General features: G+C 69.1%; 17 protein-coding genes. 14 read left to right on the plus strand and 3 right to left on the minus strand.

Features of this window, described 5'->3' with window-relative positions:
• Positions 1–140: 140 nt before the first annotated feature.
• The gene (locus HNO83_RS00455) at positions 141–1,223 is read right to left on the minus strand and encodes a BMP family lipoprotein (RefSeq protein ID WP_175335544.1); all 1,083 of its coding nucleotides are present in this window, start codon (positions 1,221–1,223) and stop codon (positions 141–143) included.
• Positions 1,224–1,416: 193 nt separating this feature from the next.
• Positions 1,417–2,556: a mannose-1-phosphate guanylyltransferase gene (locus tag HNO83_RS00460; RefSeq protein WP_175335545.1), complete on the minus strand. Its 1,140-nt coding sequence runs from the start codon at positions 2,554–2,556 to the stop codon at positions 1,417–1,419.
• Between the two features lie 74 nt (positions 2,557–2,630).
• On the opposite strand from HNO83_RS00460, the gene HNO83_RS00465 reads away from it, so the two are divergent.
• Positions 2,631–3,800, plus strand: a complete 1,170-nt coding sequence (locus tag HNO83_RS00465) for a glycosyltransferase family 4 protein (RefSeq protein WP_175335546.1) — start codon at positions 2,631–2,633, stop codon at positions 3,798–3,800.
• 64 nt (positions 3,801–3,864) lie between these two features.
• Positions 3,865–5,001, plus strand: coding sequence for a magnesium and cobalt transport protein CorA (locus HNO83_RS00470; RefSeq protein WP_175335547.1), 1,137 nt, complete (start codon positions 3,865–3,867; stop codon positions 4,999–5,001).
• Positions 5,002–5,005: 4 nt separating this feature from the next.
• Here HNO83_RS00470 and HNO83_RS00475 read toward each other — a convergent pair whose 3' ends face one another.
• The gene (locus HNO83_RS00475) at positions 5,006–5,230 is read right to left on the minus strand and encodes a hypothetical protein (RefSeq protein ID WP_175335548.1); all 225 of its coding nucleotides are present in this window, start codon (positions 5,228–5,230) and stop codon (positions 5,006–5,008) included.
• A 161-nt stretch (positions 5,231–5,391) separates the two neighbouring features.
• On the opposite strand from HNO83_RS00475, the gene sdhC reads away from it, so the two are divergent.
• The 12 genes from sdhC (at position 5,392) to HNO83_RS00535 (ending at position 14,687) form a co-directional block, all read left to right on the plus strand.
• Positions 5,392–5,808 (plus strand): succinate dehydrogenase, cytochrome b556 subunit, encoded by a 417-nt coding sequence (gene sdhC, locus HNO83_RS00480; RefSeq protein ID WP_115695998.1) that lies wholly within the window; start codon positions 5,392–5,394, stop codon positions 5,806–5,808.
• Between the two features lies 1 nt (position 5,809).
• Positions 5,810–6,253 (plus strand): succinate dehydrogenase hydrophobic membrane anchor subunit, encoded by a 444-nt coding sequence (locus tag HNO83_RS00485; protein ID WP_175335549.1) that lies wholly within the window; start codon positions 5,810–5,812, stop codon positions 6,251–6,253.
• Between the two features lie 21 nt (positions 6,254–6,274).
• Positions 6,275–8,077: a succinate dehydrogenase flavoprotein subunit gene (gene sdhA / locus HNO83_RS00490; protein ID WP_175335550.1), complete on the plus strand. Its 1,803-nt coding sequence runs from the start codon at positions 6,275–6,277 to the stop codon at positions 8,075–8,077.
• Positions 8,077–8,838, plus strand: coding sequence for a succinate dehydrogenase iron-sulfur subunit (locus tag HNO83_RS00495; RefSeq protein WP_175335551.1), 762 nt, complete (start codon positions 8,077–8,079; stop codon positions 8,836–8,838). The genes sdhA and HNO83_RS00495 overlap by 1 nt, the downstream gene beginning before the upstream one ends.
• Before the next feature lie 128 nt (positions 8,839–8,966).
• Positions 8,967–9,347, plus strand: a complete 381-nt coding sequence (locus tag HNO83_RS00500; RefSeq protein ID WP_175335552.1) for a hypothetical protein — start codon at positions 8,967–8,969, stop codon at positions 9,345–9,347.
• 89 nt (positions 9,348–9,436) lie between these two features.
• A complete protein-coding gene (locus HNO83_RS00505) occupies positions 9,437–9,739 on the plus strand; it encodes a DUF4190 domain-containing protein (RefSeq protein WP_175335553.1) in 303 nt (100 codons plus the stop codon).
• A gap of 117 nt (positions 9,740–9,856) precedes the next feature.
• The gene (locus HNO83_RS00510; protein WP_175335554.1) at positions 9,857–10,177 is read left to right on the plus strand and encodes a DUF4190 domain-containing protein; all 321 of its coding nucleotides are present in this window, start codon (positions 9,857–9,859) and stop codon (positions 10,175–10,177) included.
• Between the two features lie 44 nt (positions 10,178–10,221).
• Positions 10,222–11,466, plus strand: coding sequence for a YihY/virulence factor BrkB family protein (locus HNO83_RS00515; protein ID WP_175335555.1), 1,245 nt, complete (start codon positions 10,222–10,224; stop codon positions 11,464–11,466).
• Positions 11,467–11,475: 9 nt separating this feature from the next.
• Positions 11,476–12,312, plus strand: a complete 837-nt coding sequence (locus tag HNO83_RS00520; protein WP_175335556.1) for an exodeoxyribonuclease III — start codon at positions 11,476–11,478, stop codon at positions 12,310–12,312.
• A 43-nt stretch (positions 12,313–12,355) separates the two neighbouring features.
• Positions 12,356–13,366, plus strand: a complete 1,011-nt coding sequence (gene trpS, locus HNO83_RS00525; RefSeq protein WP_175335557.1) for a tryptophan--tRNA ligase — start codon at positions 12,356–12,358, stop codon at positions 13,364–13,366.
• Positions 13,366–13,959, plus strand: a complete 594-nt coding sequence (locus HNO83_RS00530) for a GNAT family N-acetyltransferase (RefSeq protein WP_175335558.1) — start codon at positions 13,366–13,368, stop codon at positions 13,957–13,959. Before trpS ends, HNO83_RS00530 begins: the two co-directional genes overlap by 1 nt.
• Positions 13,956–14,687, plus strand: a complete 732-nt coding sequence (locus HNO83_RS00535) for an HAD family hydrolase (protein ID WP_175335559.1) — start codon at positions 13,956–13,958, stop codon at positions 14,685–14,687. The genes HNO83_RS00530 and HNO83_RS00535 overlap by 4 nt, the downstream gene beginning before the upstream one ends.
• Positions 14,688–14,702 lie beyond the last annotated feature (15 nt).

Consider the following 14,702-nt stretch of genomic DNA (forward strand, 5'->3'; position numbering starts at 1 on the left):
CTGGTGGCCTCGACGCGCGTGTTCACATTACCTGGCTGCGCAGATGTCGTGGTGTGCGCAGATGAGCAAAAGGTGAGGGTGTGAACGCAACGGGGAGGCCAGCCATGGCTGACCTCCCCGTCGAGCGTTCTCGTCGCTGGTTACTGCTTCGGCGACGAGGGCGAGGTGACCTTGATCGAGCCGTCGATGATGCCGGCCTTGATCTTGTCGAGCTCACCCTGCAGACCCGAGTCCACCTTCGACTCGAAGTCGTGGAACGGCGCGATGCCCACGCCGTCGTTCTTCAGCGTGCCCACGTACGGGGTCGCGTCGAACTTGCCCTTCGCGGCCTGGGTGACGACGTCGTTGGTCGCCGGCTTCATGCCCTTCATGACCGAGGTGAGGAGCAGGTCCTTCACGCTGGGGTCGGACTGGTAGACGTCGGCGTCGACACCGATCATCGCGATCGGCTTGCCGGAGTCCTTGATCGCCTGCGCGGCCGACTGGTAGATCGGGCCGCCGACCGGCATGATCACGTCGGCGTTCTGGTCGATGATGCCCTGAGCGGTGTTCTTCGCGGTCTCGTTGGCGTCGAAGCCACCGGTGAAGAGGCCGTTCTGCTTGTCGACGTCCCAGCCGACGACCTTGACCGACTTGCCCTTCTGGTCGTTGAAGTACTTCACGCCGTCGGCGAAGCCGTCCATGAAGATGGTGACCGTCGGGATCTGCATGCCGCCGAAGGTGCCGACGATGCCGGTCTTCGAGTAGCTGGCGGCCGCGTAGCCGGCCAGGAACGCCGCCTGGGCGGTGTCGAAGATGATCGGCTTGACGTTCTTCGCCTGGATCTCGTTGTCGTCGATGATCGCGAAGTTCACGTCGGGGTTCGCCTTCGCCGCCTTCTCGGTCGCGTCCTTCAGGAGGAAGCCGACGGTGACGACGAGGTTGCAGTTGGCGTCGACCATGCTCTGGATGTTCGGAGCGAAGTCGTTCTCGCTCTTCGACTCCGCCTGCTTGTACTTCACGTTCAGCGACTTGGCGGCCTGCTGCAGGCCCTCGTAGCCGAGCTGGTTGAACGAGTGGTCGTCGAATCCACCGGAGTCGGAGACCATGCAGGGAAGGAAGTCGCTCTTCGCGGCGCCACCGGACGAGCTGTCCGACGGGGCAGCCGAGCAAGCGGCGAGCAGCGACATGACGCCGACCGCCGCCAGGCCGAGGAGACCGGCCTTACGGGCTGTGATTGACAAGGTTGTTCCTCCAAGATGCGTAAGCCTGTGCGGGTGCTCGCAGGCTTGTGCGGTTCACGTTACCGAATGTGACGAACGACGCCGTTCGAAAATCGGCCTTCTTCATGCAAGCGTTACAAACGCTCACGCGATTGGCACGCGCTCATTTGAGCAGGGCTATCCCCTGTTCTGGGAGGGGTCGGCGCCGGAGCTTCTACAGGACGTCGGTCGAGCCCGTGAGCTTCAGCGCATCCACGACCGCCTTCACCCGCTGCGCGTTCTCGCTGGTGGTGACCAGCAGGGCATCGGGGGTGTCGACGACGACGATGTCGCGCACGCCGATCAGGCTGATGACGCGCTTGCTCTGGCTGACGACGATGCCGCTGGAGGCGTCGGAGAGCACGCGGGCGTTCTCACCGAGGATCGCGAGGTCGGACTTCCGGCCGCCGGAGTTGAGCTTGGCGAGCGAGGCGAAGTCGCCGACGTCGTCCCAGTCGAAGTAGCCGGGGATGACGGCGAGCCGGCCCGCGGCGGCTGCGGGCTCTGCGACGGTGTAGTCGATGGCGATCTTCTCGAGCCCCGGCCAGATCCGGTCCACCGCGGGGCCGCGGGTCGCCGGGTCGTCCCACGCCTCCGCGAGCTCGAGCAGCCCCTCCAGGAGGCGCGGGCGGTTGCGGCCGATCTCCTCCAGCAGCAGGTCGGCCCGGGTGATGAACATGCTGGCGTTCCAGAGGTAGGAGCCGCTCTCCAGGTAGCGCTCGGCGGTCTCCAGGTCCGGCTTCTCCTTGAAGGAGTCTACGGTGAGGGCGCTCGGCGCGCCCGGCAGCTCCAGCCGGTCCCCGTAGTGGATGTAGCCGAAGCCCACCGCGGGCTCGGTCGGGCGGATGCCGACGGTGGTGATGTAGCCCGCCTCCGCCGCGGCGACCGCCTCGCGGACCGCCGCCTGGAACGCGGGCATGTTGTGGATGACGTGGTCGGCCGCGAAGGAGCCGATGATCACACCGGGCTCGCGGCGCTCCAGGATGGCCGCGGCCAGACCGATCGCCGCGGTCGAATCGCGCGGCTCCGACTCCAGGACGACGTTCGGGTCGGCGAGCGCCGGCAGCTGGGCCTCGACGGCGGCGCGGTGGGCACGGCCGGTGACCACCATGATCCGCTGCTCCCCCGACAGCGGCACCAGGCGGTCCCAGGTGTCGCGCAGCAGCGTCTGACCCGACCCGGTGAGGTCGTGCAGGAACTTCGGAGCGTCGGCGCGCGACAGCGGCCAGAGGCGCGAACCGATGCCGCCGGCCGGGATGACGCTGTAGAAGCGGTCGATCGGCTTGCCGGTGGTGATCCTGCGCTGCTGAGTCATGCCGAAAGGATACCGAGCGGTGCAGGACACCCGCCGTTCACGGCGACGACACCCCGCGCTCCTAGCGTGAGGTCATGCGGGTAGCGGTCGTCAGCGAGAGCTTCCTCCCCACGGTCAACGGGGTCACGACGAGCGTCCTCCGGGTGCTCGACCATCTGGCCGCCCACGGCCACGAGGCCATCGTGATCTGCCCGGACGCGGGTGCGCCGGTGGAGTATGCCGGGTTCCGCATCCACCAGGTCCCGTCGATCGCGTACCGGCAGTTCCCGGTCGGGCTGCCGAGCCCCCAGGTGCAGCGCATCCTGAGCGCCTTCGCGCCGGATGTGCTCCACGCCGCCTCCCCTTTCTTCCTGGGTGCGCAGGCCATCGCCGCCGCGAACCGCCTCGGCGTCCCCTCCGTCGCGATCTACCAGACCGACGTCGCCGGCTTCGCCCGGCGGAACGGCCTCGGCGTCACCTCGGCGATCGCCTGGAAGTACGTGCGCTGGGTGCACGAGGGAGCGGACCTCACGCTCGCGCCCTCCGCGGCGAGCGCCTACGACCTCCGCACCGCCGGGGTGTCCCGGCTCGATCGCTGGGGGCGCGGCGTCGACCTCGAGCGCTACCACCCCAACAAGAGGAGGACGGCGGCCGCGGCGGCCCTCCGCGAGCAGCTCTCCCCCGACGGCGAGACGGTCATCGGCTACGTGGGGCGCATCGCGCCGGAGAAGCAGGTGGAGCGGCTGCGGTCGCTCCGCGGCCTCACCGGCGTCTCGCTCGCGATCGTCGGCGACGGACCCTCGCGGGATGCGGTGGCCCGGGAGCTGCGCGGGATGCCCGTCACCTGGCTGGGCCGTCGCGGGGGCGAGGAGCTCGCCGCCGCCTACGCCGCCTTCGACGTCTTCGTGCACACCGGGTCGGAGGAGACCTTCGGCCAGACCGTGCAGGAGGCCCATGCCTCGGGCCTTCCCGTCGTCGCCCCGCGCGCGGGCGGCCCGATCGACCTGGTGGAGCACGGCGTCGACGGCCTGCTCTTCCCGCCGTCCGACGACCGCGCCTTCCGCGCCGCCGTCTCGCTGCTCGTCCGCGACGGCGCGGAGCGCAGGCGGATGGGCGAGGCCGGGCGTCGCGCGGTCCTCGGCCGGAGCTGGGAGGTGCTCTGCGGGCAGCTGATCGGGCACTACGAGCGCGTCATCCTGAACGCCGTCGCAGACGTGGCCGCCCGCGACGTCCAGCCCGTCTCGGGTTCGCGCGCGTACAGTTAGGTGGCCCCAGCGGGCCGGTCCCTGTATCCGCTCTATCCCGTCCTCGTGACGACGGAGGTGACCCATGGCCAACCTGAACCGACGCGGCATCCCGATGCCCTTCGTCAGCCGCACACGCCGGACCGACCCTCCCTCTCCCGTCGCCCCGCAGACGGCCGTGGAGGAGCAGTCCGGCCGGCGCACCAGCATGGTCGACAGCGCGATCTACGCGAACGGCGTCCGCGTCGCCTCGCCGACCACACTCGCCGAGACGTACGGCGCGCTTGACCGCACCCCCGGCGGGGTCGCCTGGATCGGCCTGTACCGGCCGACCGAGCAGGAGCTCATGTCGCTCGCGGAGGAGTTCAACCTCCACCCGCTCGCCATCGAGGACGCGATCGTCGCCCACCAGCGGCCGAAGCTGGAGCGGTACGACACCGTCCTCTTCGTCGTGCTGAAGGCGGCCAACTACCTCGATGTGCCGGAGGAGGTCGACTTCGGCGAGCTGCACCTCTTCGTCGGGCCGAACTTCGTCATCACCGTCCGGCACAGCGAGTCGCCCGACCTCTCCCACGTCCGCCAGCGGATGGAGGGCGAGCCGGAGCTGCTCGCGCTCGGCGCGCAGGCCATCCTGTACGCGATCATCGACGCGGTCGTGGATGCGTACAGCCCGGTCGTCGCCGGCCTCGCCAACGACATCGACGAGATCGAGACGCAGGTGTTCGGCGGCGACGCGCTGGTCTCCCGGCGCATCTACGAGCTGTCGCGCGAGGTGATCGACTTCCAGCGGGCGACGCACCCGCTCTCGGCGGTGATGCTCGCGCTGGAGCGCGGCACCGCCAAGTACGGGGTGACGCAGGAGCTCGAGCGCCGCCTCCGTGACGTCGCCGACCACCTGACGCAGGTCAACGAGCGCGTCGACGGGTTCCGCTATCTGCTGCGCGACATCCTGACGGTGAACTCCACGCTGGTGTCCGAACGCCAGAACGAGGAGATGACGCGACTGGCGCACTCCAGCCACCGTCAGGGCGAGGAGGTGAAGAAGATCTCGTCCTGGGCGGCGATCCTCTTCGCGCCGACCCTGATCGCGGGCATCTACGGCATGAACTTTACGAACATGCCGGAGCTGCAGTGGCCGCTGGGGTACCCGCTCGCCGTGCTGGCCATGGTCGGCCTCAGCGGGCTGCTCTACTCCATCTTCAAGCGGCGGGGCTGGCTCTGACCCCTCACGAGGCGGCGGACGGGCCGTTCCGGATGTCGTCCACGTGGCGGGCGAACTCCTCGTCGGACACCTGGAGCCCGGTCTCGTCGAGGCGCTGACGCAGCAGCTGCGCGACCTCCTCGGAGTCGCGCAGCTGCGCGTCGGCACGCACCTGCTCGACCACGCCCGCGACCTTCTCGTCATGCCCGGCGTCCAAGCTGCCGTCCATGATCGGCTCGTCCTGTGTCATGGCGTGGACGGTACGCCGCGCACCCCCTCCCGTCGAGGGTCGGTTATCTCGACATCGAGATAACCAAGGCCACCCTAAGGGGCGTGATCGGCACCCGCGGCATAGACTGGCGCTGCGCTCACCGCGCCCTATCAGCGATCAGCAACCAGGGAGGGTTGTCCGTGTCAGACCAAGCGGCAGGGACGCTGCAGCCGGCCAAGACCCGGCCAGGCGGCACACTGTACCGTGGCCGCGAAGGGATGTGGTCGTGGGTCCTCCACCGCATCACCGGCGTCGCCATCTTCTTCTTCCTTCTCGTCCACATCCTGGACACCTCACTCATCCGCGTGAGCCCCGAGGCGTACAACGCCGTGATCGGCACCTACAAGAACCCGATCATGGGCCTCGGCGAGATCGCCCTGGTCGCGGCCATCGTGTTCCACGCCTTCAACGGCCTGCGCATCATCCTGATCGACTTCTGGAGCAAGGGCGTCAAGTACCAGAAGGTCATGTTCTGGATCGTCATCGCGCTCTGGGTGATCCTCATGGCCGGCTTCGTGCCCGTGCAGCTGGTGCACATCTTCTCGGAGGTGAACTGACGTGACGACCATCGAGGCGCCGCGCACCCCCGCCGCCCGCTCCAACCGCGGCAAGAACTGGGAGAAGTGGGGCTGGATCTACATGAGGCTCTCGGGCATCCTGCTCGTCGTCCTCATCTTCGGCCACCTGCTCGTCAACCTCGTACTCGGCGAGGGTGTCAAGCAGATCGACTTCGCCTTCGTCGCCGGCAAGTACGCCACCCCGTGGTGGCAGGTCTGGGACCTGCTGATGCTGTGGCTGGCGCTCATCCACGGCGGCAACGGCATGCGGACGCTCATCAACGACTACGCCTACAACCGGACGGTCAACCGCATCCTGAAGTGGGCCGTGCTCGCCGCGGTCGTGGTGCTGATCGTGCTCGGCACGCTCGTGATCTTCACGTTCGACCCCTGCCCTGCGGGCGCCGCGGCCTCCGACCTGCCGTCCTTCTGCCCGGCACGCTGATCCTTCGACAACGGAAGACCTGTGACAACAGAAGCTACTGAATCCACCGTCATCGACGGCGTCCACTACCACGAGTTCGACATCGTCATCGTGGGCGCCGGCGGCGCCGGCATGCGCGCGGCCATCGAGGCCGGGCCCCATGCCCGCACCGCCGTCATCTCGAAGCTCTACCCCACCCGCTCCCACACGGGCGCGGCGCAGGGCGGCATGGCCGCCGCGCTCGCCAACGTGGAGGAGGACAGCTGGGAGTGGCACACCTTCGACACGGTCAAGGGCGGCGACTACCTGGTCGACCAGGACGCGGCGGAGATCCTCGCGAAGGAGGCCATCGACGCGGTCATCGACCTCGAGAACATGGGCCTGCCGTTCAACCGCACGCCCGAGGGCAAGATCGACCAGCGCCGGTTCGGCGGCCACACCCGCGACCACGGCAAAGCGCCCGTCCGCCGGGCCTGCTACGCCGCCGACCGCACGGGCCACATGATCCTGCAGACGCTGTTCCAGAACTGCGTGAAGCTCGGCATCAACTTCTTCAACGAGTTCTACGTTCTCGACGTGATCATGAACGAGGTCGACGGCGTCCCGCAGCCGGCCGGCGTGGTCGCGTACGAGCTGGCCACCGGCGAGCTGCACGTCTTCCACTCGAAGGCGATCATCTTCGCCACCGGCGGCTTCGGCAAGATCTTCAAGACCACCTCCAACGCACACACCCTCACCGGCGACGGCGTCGGCATCATCTGGCGCAAGGGCCTTCCGCTGGAGGACATGGAGTTCTTCCAGTTCCACCCGACCGGCCTCGCCGGGCTGGGCATCCTGCTCACCGAGGGCGCCCGCGGCGAGGGGGCGATCCTGCGCAACGCCTCCGGCGAGCGGTTCATGGAGCGGTACGCGCCCACGATCAAAGACCTGGCACCGCGCGACATCGTCGCCCGCTGCATGGTCCAGGAGGTCGCAGAGGGACGCGGTGCCGGCCCGCACAAGGACTACGTGCTGCTCGACTGCACGCACCTCGGCGCCGAAGTGCTCGAGACGAAGCTCCCGGACATCACCGAGTTCGCCCGCACCTACCTCGGCGTCGACCCGGTCGTCGAGCCGGTGCCCGTGATGCCGACCGCGCACTACGCGATGGGCGGCATCCCGACCAACACCGCCGCCGAGGTGCTGCGCGACAACACCACCGTCGTCCCCGGCCTGTACGCCGCGGGCGAGTGCGCCTGCGTCTCGGTGCACGGCTCCAACCGCCTCGGCACCAACTCGCTGCTCGACATCAACGTGTTCGGCAAGCGCGCGGGCAACAACGCGGTCGAGTACGTCAAGACCGCCGAGTACGTCCCGCTGCCGGAGGATCCGGCCGCCGCCGTCCGCGGCATGATCGAGAGCCTGCGCACCTCCACCGGCACCGAGCGCATCGCGGCGATCCGCAAGGAGCTGCAGGACGAGATGGACCGGAACGCCCAGGTGTTCCGCACCGACGAGTCCCTCGCCAAGGTCACCGAGACCATCCACGAGCTGCGCGAGCGCTACCGCAACGTGCAGGTGCAGGACAAGGGCAAGCGCTTCAACACCGACCTGCTGGAGGCCGTCGAGCTCGGTTTCCTGCTCGACCTCGCCGAGGTCGTCGTCTACTCCGCCCGCAACCGCAAGGAGTCCCGCGGCGGCCACATGCGCGACGACTTCCCGAAGCGCGACGACGAGAACTACATGAAGCACACCATGGCCTACCTCTCCGGCGACCCGCACTCGTCGGACGCGGCAGACCACATCACGCTCGACTGGAAGCCCGTCGTCGTGACCCGCTACCAGCCGATGGAGAGGAAGTACTGATGTCGAACGCCGTGCTCGAGACTCCCCCGGCCCCCGAGGCGCCGGTCGAGTCGTTCACCGTGACCCTGATCATCCGCCGCTTCGACCCGGATGTGGACTCGGAGCCGCGCTGGCAGGACTTCGACGTCGAGCTGTTCCCGACCGACCGCATCCTCGACGCGCTGCACAAGATCAAGTGGGAGCAGGACGGCTCGCTGACCTTCCGCCGCTCGTGCGCCCACGGCATCTGCGGCTCGGACGCGATGCGCATCAACGGCCGCAACCGGCTCGCCTGCAAGACGCTGATCAAGGACCTCGACATCTCGAAGCCGATCTACGTCGAGGCGATCAAGGGTCTGCCGCTGGAGAAGGACCTCATCGTCGACATGGAGCCGTTCTTCGAGTCGTACCGCGAGGTGCAGCCGTTCCTGGTCGCCAACTCCAAGCCGGAGAAGGGCAAGGAGCGCGTGCAGTCGGTCGCCGACCGCGCCCGCTTCGACGACACCACCAAGTGCATCCTGTGCGCCGCGTGCACGTCGTCCTGCCCGGTGTTCTGGACCGACGGCCAGTACTTCGGCCCGGCCGCGATCGTGAACGCGCACCGCTTCATCTTCGACTCGCGCGACGACAACTCCCAGGTCCGCCTCGACATCCTCAACGACAAGGAGGGCGTCTGGCGCTGCCGCACGACCTTCAACTGCACCGACGCGTGCCCCCGCGGCATCCAGGTCACGCAGGCGATCGCCGAGGTCAAGCAGGCGATCATGCGCGGCCGCCCCTGACCGCACCGCTTCGCTGACGGCCCGTCCTGCTCCGGCAGGGCGGGCCGTCTGCGTCTCCCCCTCGCGTCATGCCTCCGCTTCCGGGCGCGTCTCTGAAGAATGAACCCCCTCCTTCAGAAAGGCGATCCATGGCATCTGCACACGAGTTCCTCCTCCTCGGCGACCACGGCGCGGCCAAGCGACTGGTCGAAGCAGCCTTGGTCTCCGAGGGCTTCGTCCTCACCCCGACCCCGAACGGCGGGCTGCTCGCCAAACGCGGGAGCATGCCGCTCACGCTTCTCATCGGGGCGCTGGCCGGCAAGAAGAACTTCCACGTGACGTTCATCGTCGAGTACCTGGTGAGCGCCGACGGCCAGCTGGTGGTCCGTCTCAACCGCAACATGGGCTCCGGTGCGATCAAGGGCGGCGCGCTCGGCGCGGTGCGCGTCGACAACGCCTTCCGCGACACGGTGAATGCGATCCACGCGGCGATGCCGGCCGGGGTGCTGGCGGGCACGGCGGCGCGTTAGCGGGCAATGCCGTCATAGTCGGGTCTGACGACCGTCTTATCGGATGGGGAATTCCCCAATAACCGCATTCCCAGAATGGAGACGCCGTCATGGCCCCCACCTCGTCGACCACCGACATCCGAAGCCCGCAGACCGCCCCGCCGGCCGGCACCAATCCGCTCGCGATCGTCACCCTCGTCGCGGCCTTCCTCTTCCCGCTCGCCGCGATCATCTGCGGCCACATCTCGCTCGGGCAGATCCGGCGGTCGGGCCAGAACGGGCGCGGGCTCGCGAAGACCGGCCTGGTGCTCGGCTACGTCTTCCTCGCGGTGTGGGTGCTCCTCCTGGTCCTCATCGTCATCGGCGTGATGGCCGCGGCCTCCGACCCCACGAGTGGGCTCTCGGGATACTGACCCGTCACGAGCACGGGGGTTTCGCGCGATCCTCGGCGCGAGACCCTGCGCTCGAACGCTGTCTTTAGGAGGGCGATACGGCCGCCCTACCATCTCTCCCGAGAAGGAGGCACCATCATGACCGCACCCGATTCCGCCCCACAACCGCAACCCGCCTATCAGGCGTACCCGGCGGGTGCTCCCGCGGGCGCTCCGACGGGCACCAATCCGCTGGCGATCGTCACGCTCATCGCGGCCTTCCTCGTTCCCATCGCCGCGATCATCTGCGGTCACATCGCTCTCGGTCAGATCAGGCGCACCGGGCAGAACGGTCACGGCCTCGCGTTGACCGGCCTGATCCTCGGCTACGTCTTCACGGCGTTCTGGCTCCTGTTCATCGTGCTCGGCCTCATCGGGCTGGCCATCGGAGCGTCGATGCCGGACTCGAGTTACTCCTAGGCCACCGAAGGCCCGGGGCGGCGAGCGCTCGCTATCCTGACGGCGTGGCCAAGAAGACCAGGCACGCTCCGATGGAGCCGGACCCCGCGGTGCAGCGCGCCGAGGGGACGGTCGAACCGGAGGAGTCGCTGAAAGAGCGCCTGCTGGAGCATGCCGATCCACTGCGCCGCCGGCTGGAGAAGCCCGTGGCGCGCGTCTCCCACCTGGCCAAGTGGGTGGAGGGGCTGCGCCCCTACCGCGTGTACATCAACTACTCGCACTCCGACGGCAACCTGCGGGCGGCCGGGATGGGCTACCAGTCGCTCTTCGCGATCTTCGCGGCCATCTGGGTCGGCTTCTCGATCTCCAGCGTGTGGCTGTCGGGCAACGAGGAGGTGTTCGACGCGATCGTGAGGCTGCTGAACCGTGCCGTCCCCGGCCTCATTTCGACTCCGACCACCCCGGGCATCATCCCGGCCGAGCAGCTGCAGACCGCGACCTCGTTCGGCTGGACGGGCATCGTCGCCGCCGTGGGCCTGATCTGGACCGCGATCGGCTGGCTCTACTACACACGCCAGGCGGTCCGGGCGGTGTTCGGGCTCAGCCGGGACACCACCAACTACGTGCTGCAGAAGATCCGCGACCTCGGGCTGGCGCTGATCTTCGGCGTGCTGTTCATCGTCTCGGCGCTGGTCAGCATCGTGAGCACCCAGACGCTGACGTTCCTCCTCGACCTGATCGGGCTGAGCTCCGACTCCTTCTGGACCAACGCCGTCGCGCGCTTCTCCGGCCTCGTCGTCTCGGTGCTGCTCAACATCGTCACCCTCGGCGCGATGTTCCGCGTGATGTCGCGGGTCGCCATCCCGTGGCGCAACCTGTTCTTCGGGGTGCTGCTCGGATCCCTCGTGCTCGCCGGGTTGAGCGTGCTGAGCGGTCTCCTGTTCGCCAACCAGAAGAACCCGCTGCTGGCGACCTTCGCCGTCTTCATCGGTCTGCTGCTGTGGTTCAACCTGATCTCGCGGGTCATCCTGCTCTCGGCGTCGTGGATCGCGGTCGGGATGTTCGACCACGGCATCTCGCCGCGCGCGGTCACCCCGGAGCAGGCCGCGGCGGAGCGGGCGGCGGCCGAGCACCAGGCCCGCGTGCTCGTCGCCCAGGCCGAGCTGAAGCATGCGCAGGAGGACCTGGCGGCGGCCCGCTGGTTCGCCCGGCTGCCTGCGCAGCGACGCGTGGAGCGCGCCGCCCACCGGCTCGACGACCTGCTCGACGGCGTTCCCGGGCCCGGGACCGCTGTCGGCAGCCCCCGCTAGGCTTGAGGCATGCCCTCGAGTCGCCTGCGCATCGCCACGATCAACGCCAACGGCATCCGCGCCGCCTTCCGCAAGGGCATGGGCGCGTGGCTCGAGGGGCGCGACGTCGACATCCTGGCGATCCAGGAGGTGCGCGCCTCCAACGAAGACCTGCAGGGGCTGCTCGGCGACGAGTGGGACATCGTGCACGACCCCGCCACCGCGAAGGGGCGGGCCGGCGTCGCGATCGCCAGCCGCCACCGCGCGGCCATCCATCGCGTCGAGCTGGGCCCGACGGAGTTCGACAGCGCCGGCCGGTGGCTGGAGGCCGACTACGAGGTGGGCGACACCGTCGTCACGGTGGTGAGCGCCTACGTGCACTCGGGCGAGGCCGGCACCGACAAGCAGGTCGAGAAGTACAGATTCCTCGATGCGATGGAGGCGCGGCTCCCGGAGCTGCAGAAGCACAATGAGCTCGCCGTCGTGATGGGCGACCTCAACGTCGGCCACCGCACCCTCGACATCCGCAACTGGAAGGGCAACGTCAAGCGCGCGGGCTTCCTGCCGGAGGAGCGCGCCTACTTCGACCGCATCCTCGGCGCGGAGGGCGACCCCTCGTACAACGACGGCGCCGGCCTCGGCTGGGTGGATGTCGTCCGCCGCCACGCGGGCGAGGTCGACGGCCCGTACACGTGGTGGTCGTGGCGCGGCAAGGCGTTCGACAACGACACCGGCTGGCGCATCGACTACCAGCTGGCCACCCCCGCGCTCGCGGCGCGGGTGCAGGACGTCGCGGTGGACCGCGCGGCCGCGTACGACGAGCGATGGTCGGACCACACGCCCGTGGTCGTCGACTACGCCGTCTGACCGCACAGCCCGCACCCCATCCGAAGACTTCGAAAGCAGAACCATGACTGAACTCCCTCGCCTCTACTCCGGCATGCAGCCCTCCGCCGACTCCCTGCACCTCGGCAACTACATCGGCGCGCTGCTGCAGTGGAAGGAGCTGCAGAGCACGCACGACGCCTTCTTCTCGGTGGTCGACCTGCACGCCATCACCGTGCAGCAGGATCCGGCCGAGTTGCGCGAGAAGACCCGTCGCACGGCGGCGCAGTACATCGCGGCCGGCATCGACCCGTCCGCGTCCACCCTCTACGTGCAGTCGCACGTGCCGGCCCACGCCCAGCTCGCCTGGGTGCTCAACACCATCACCGGCTTCGGCGAGGCGTCGCGCATGACGCAGTTCAAGGACAAGTCGCAGAAGCAGGGCGCCGACGCGACCTCGGTCGGGCTGTTCGCCTATCCGGTGCTCATGGCCGCCGACATCCTGCTCTACGACACGACGGTGGTCCCGGTCGGCGACGACCAGCGCCAGCACGTCGAGCTCACCCGCGACCTCGCCGAGCGCTTCAACAGCCGCTTCGGCGAGACGTTCGTGGTGCCGCAGGCGATGATCCTCAAGGAGAGCGCCCGCATCTACGACCTCCAGAACCCGGAGTCGAAGATGTCGAAGTCGGCGGAGTCGGGCTCCGGCATCATCTGGATGCTCGACGAGCCCGACGTCACCCGCAAGAAGATCATGCGGGCGGTGACCGACACCGACGGCGTCGTCTCGTTCGACCGCGAGGGAAAGCCCGGCATCTCGAACCTGCTCAGCATCTACTCGGCACTGACCGGCCGCTCCATCGAGTCCATCGAGCTGGAGTACGAGGGCAAGGGCTACGGCGACTTCAAGAAGGGCCTGGTGGAGGTCGTGGTCGGCGAGTTCACGCCCGTGCGGCAGCGCGCGCTCGACCTGCTGGCCGACCCGGGCGAGCTCGACCGCATCCTGGCCGTCAACGCCGACCGCGCGAGCGAGGTGGCGGAGGCGACCCTGGCGAAGGCGTACGAGCGCGTCGGCTTGCTGCGCAAGGCGCGCTGATGCCGTATCCGGTCGTCCTGTCGGGTGAGCGGGTGACGCTCGACCAGCCCGCGGAATCCGACGTCGACCGGATCGCCCAGCTCTGCGCCGACCCGTCGATCGCCCGGTGGACGACCGTGCCGTCGCCGTACCGGCGCGAGCACGCGGTCGGATTCGTCACCAGCGTGGTGCCCGACGGGTGGGCCAGCGACCGGGTGTGCACCTGGAGCGTCCGGGTCGACGGCGAGCTGGTCGGCATGGTCAGCCTCGGCGACATCCACCGGCACCAGGGCGAGATCGGTTACTGGCTCGCACCGGATGCGCGCGGCCGCGGCGTGATGTCGGAGGCCACCGCACTGGTGCTGACGTACGGCTTCTCCCCCGCCCCCGACGGGCTCGCGCTCCGGCGGATCGTGTGGCGAGCGCTCGCCGGCAATGCGGCGAGCGCGGCGGTCGCGCGCCGAGCCGGCTTCCGCTGGGAGGGCGTTGTGGCGGGCGGCGCCGAGCAGCGCGGCGAGCGTCGCGACGAGTGGCGCGGCACGCTGCTTCCCGACGACCCCCGCGCCCCGGCGGGCGACTGGCCCGACGTCACCTTCGTGCAGGCGGAGGCGTGACCGCGCCGCGCGTCGTCCTGTTCGATCTGGACGACACCCTGTTCGCGCATCGGACGGCGGTGGAGTCGGGCATCCTGCGATATGCCGAACTCCTCGGGGCACCCTACGGCGCCCTGGAGACGGACGAGCTCACGACCCTCTGGCGCGACCTCGAGGAGGAGCACTACCACTCCTACCTCGCGGGTCGGCTCGACTTCGAGGGGCAGCGTCAGGCCCGTGCCCGCGATTTCGCCGCCCGGCACGGCGTGACGCTCGACGACACGCAGGCGAGCGCCTGGTTCGCCGACTACTTCGAACACTACGTGGCGGCCTGGACGCTGCACGACGACGCCCTGCCCGCACTCGACGAGCTGGAGCGGCGCATCCCCGGCGTCCGCTTCGGCCTGATCACGAACGGCGATCTGGCGTTCCAGAGCCGCAAGGTGCACGCGGTGGGTCTCGACGCGCGCGTCGACCAGATCGTCGCGTCGGGCGAGGTCGGCATCCCGAAGCCCGGCGCGGCGATCTTCCGGTTCGCCTGCGACGCCTTCGACGTGAGCCCGGCCGAGGCCGCCTACGTCGGCGACCGGCTGCGCACCGACGCGATCGGCGCGGCGCTCGCCGGCCTGACGGGCGTGTGGCTGAACCGCCGGGGCGCCGTCCCCTCCCCCGACGACGAGCGCGACGCCCTGGCGGCCGGCGTGCTCACCATCCGCTCCCTCGCCGAGCTCCCGGAGCTGCTCGCGTGATCCCTGGGACGCAAC

It is taken from the genome of Leifsonia sp. C5G2 (assembly GCF_013359685.1).
In the GTDB taxonomy this organism is placed as follows: domain Bacteria; phylum Actinomycetota; class Actinomycetes; order Actinomycetales; family Microbacteriaceae; genus Leifsonia.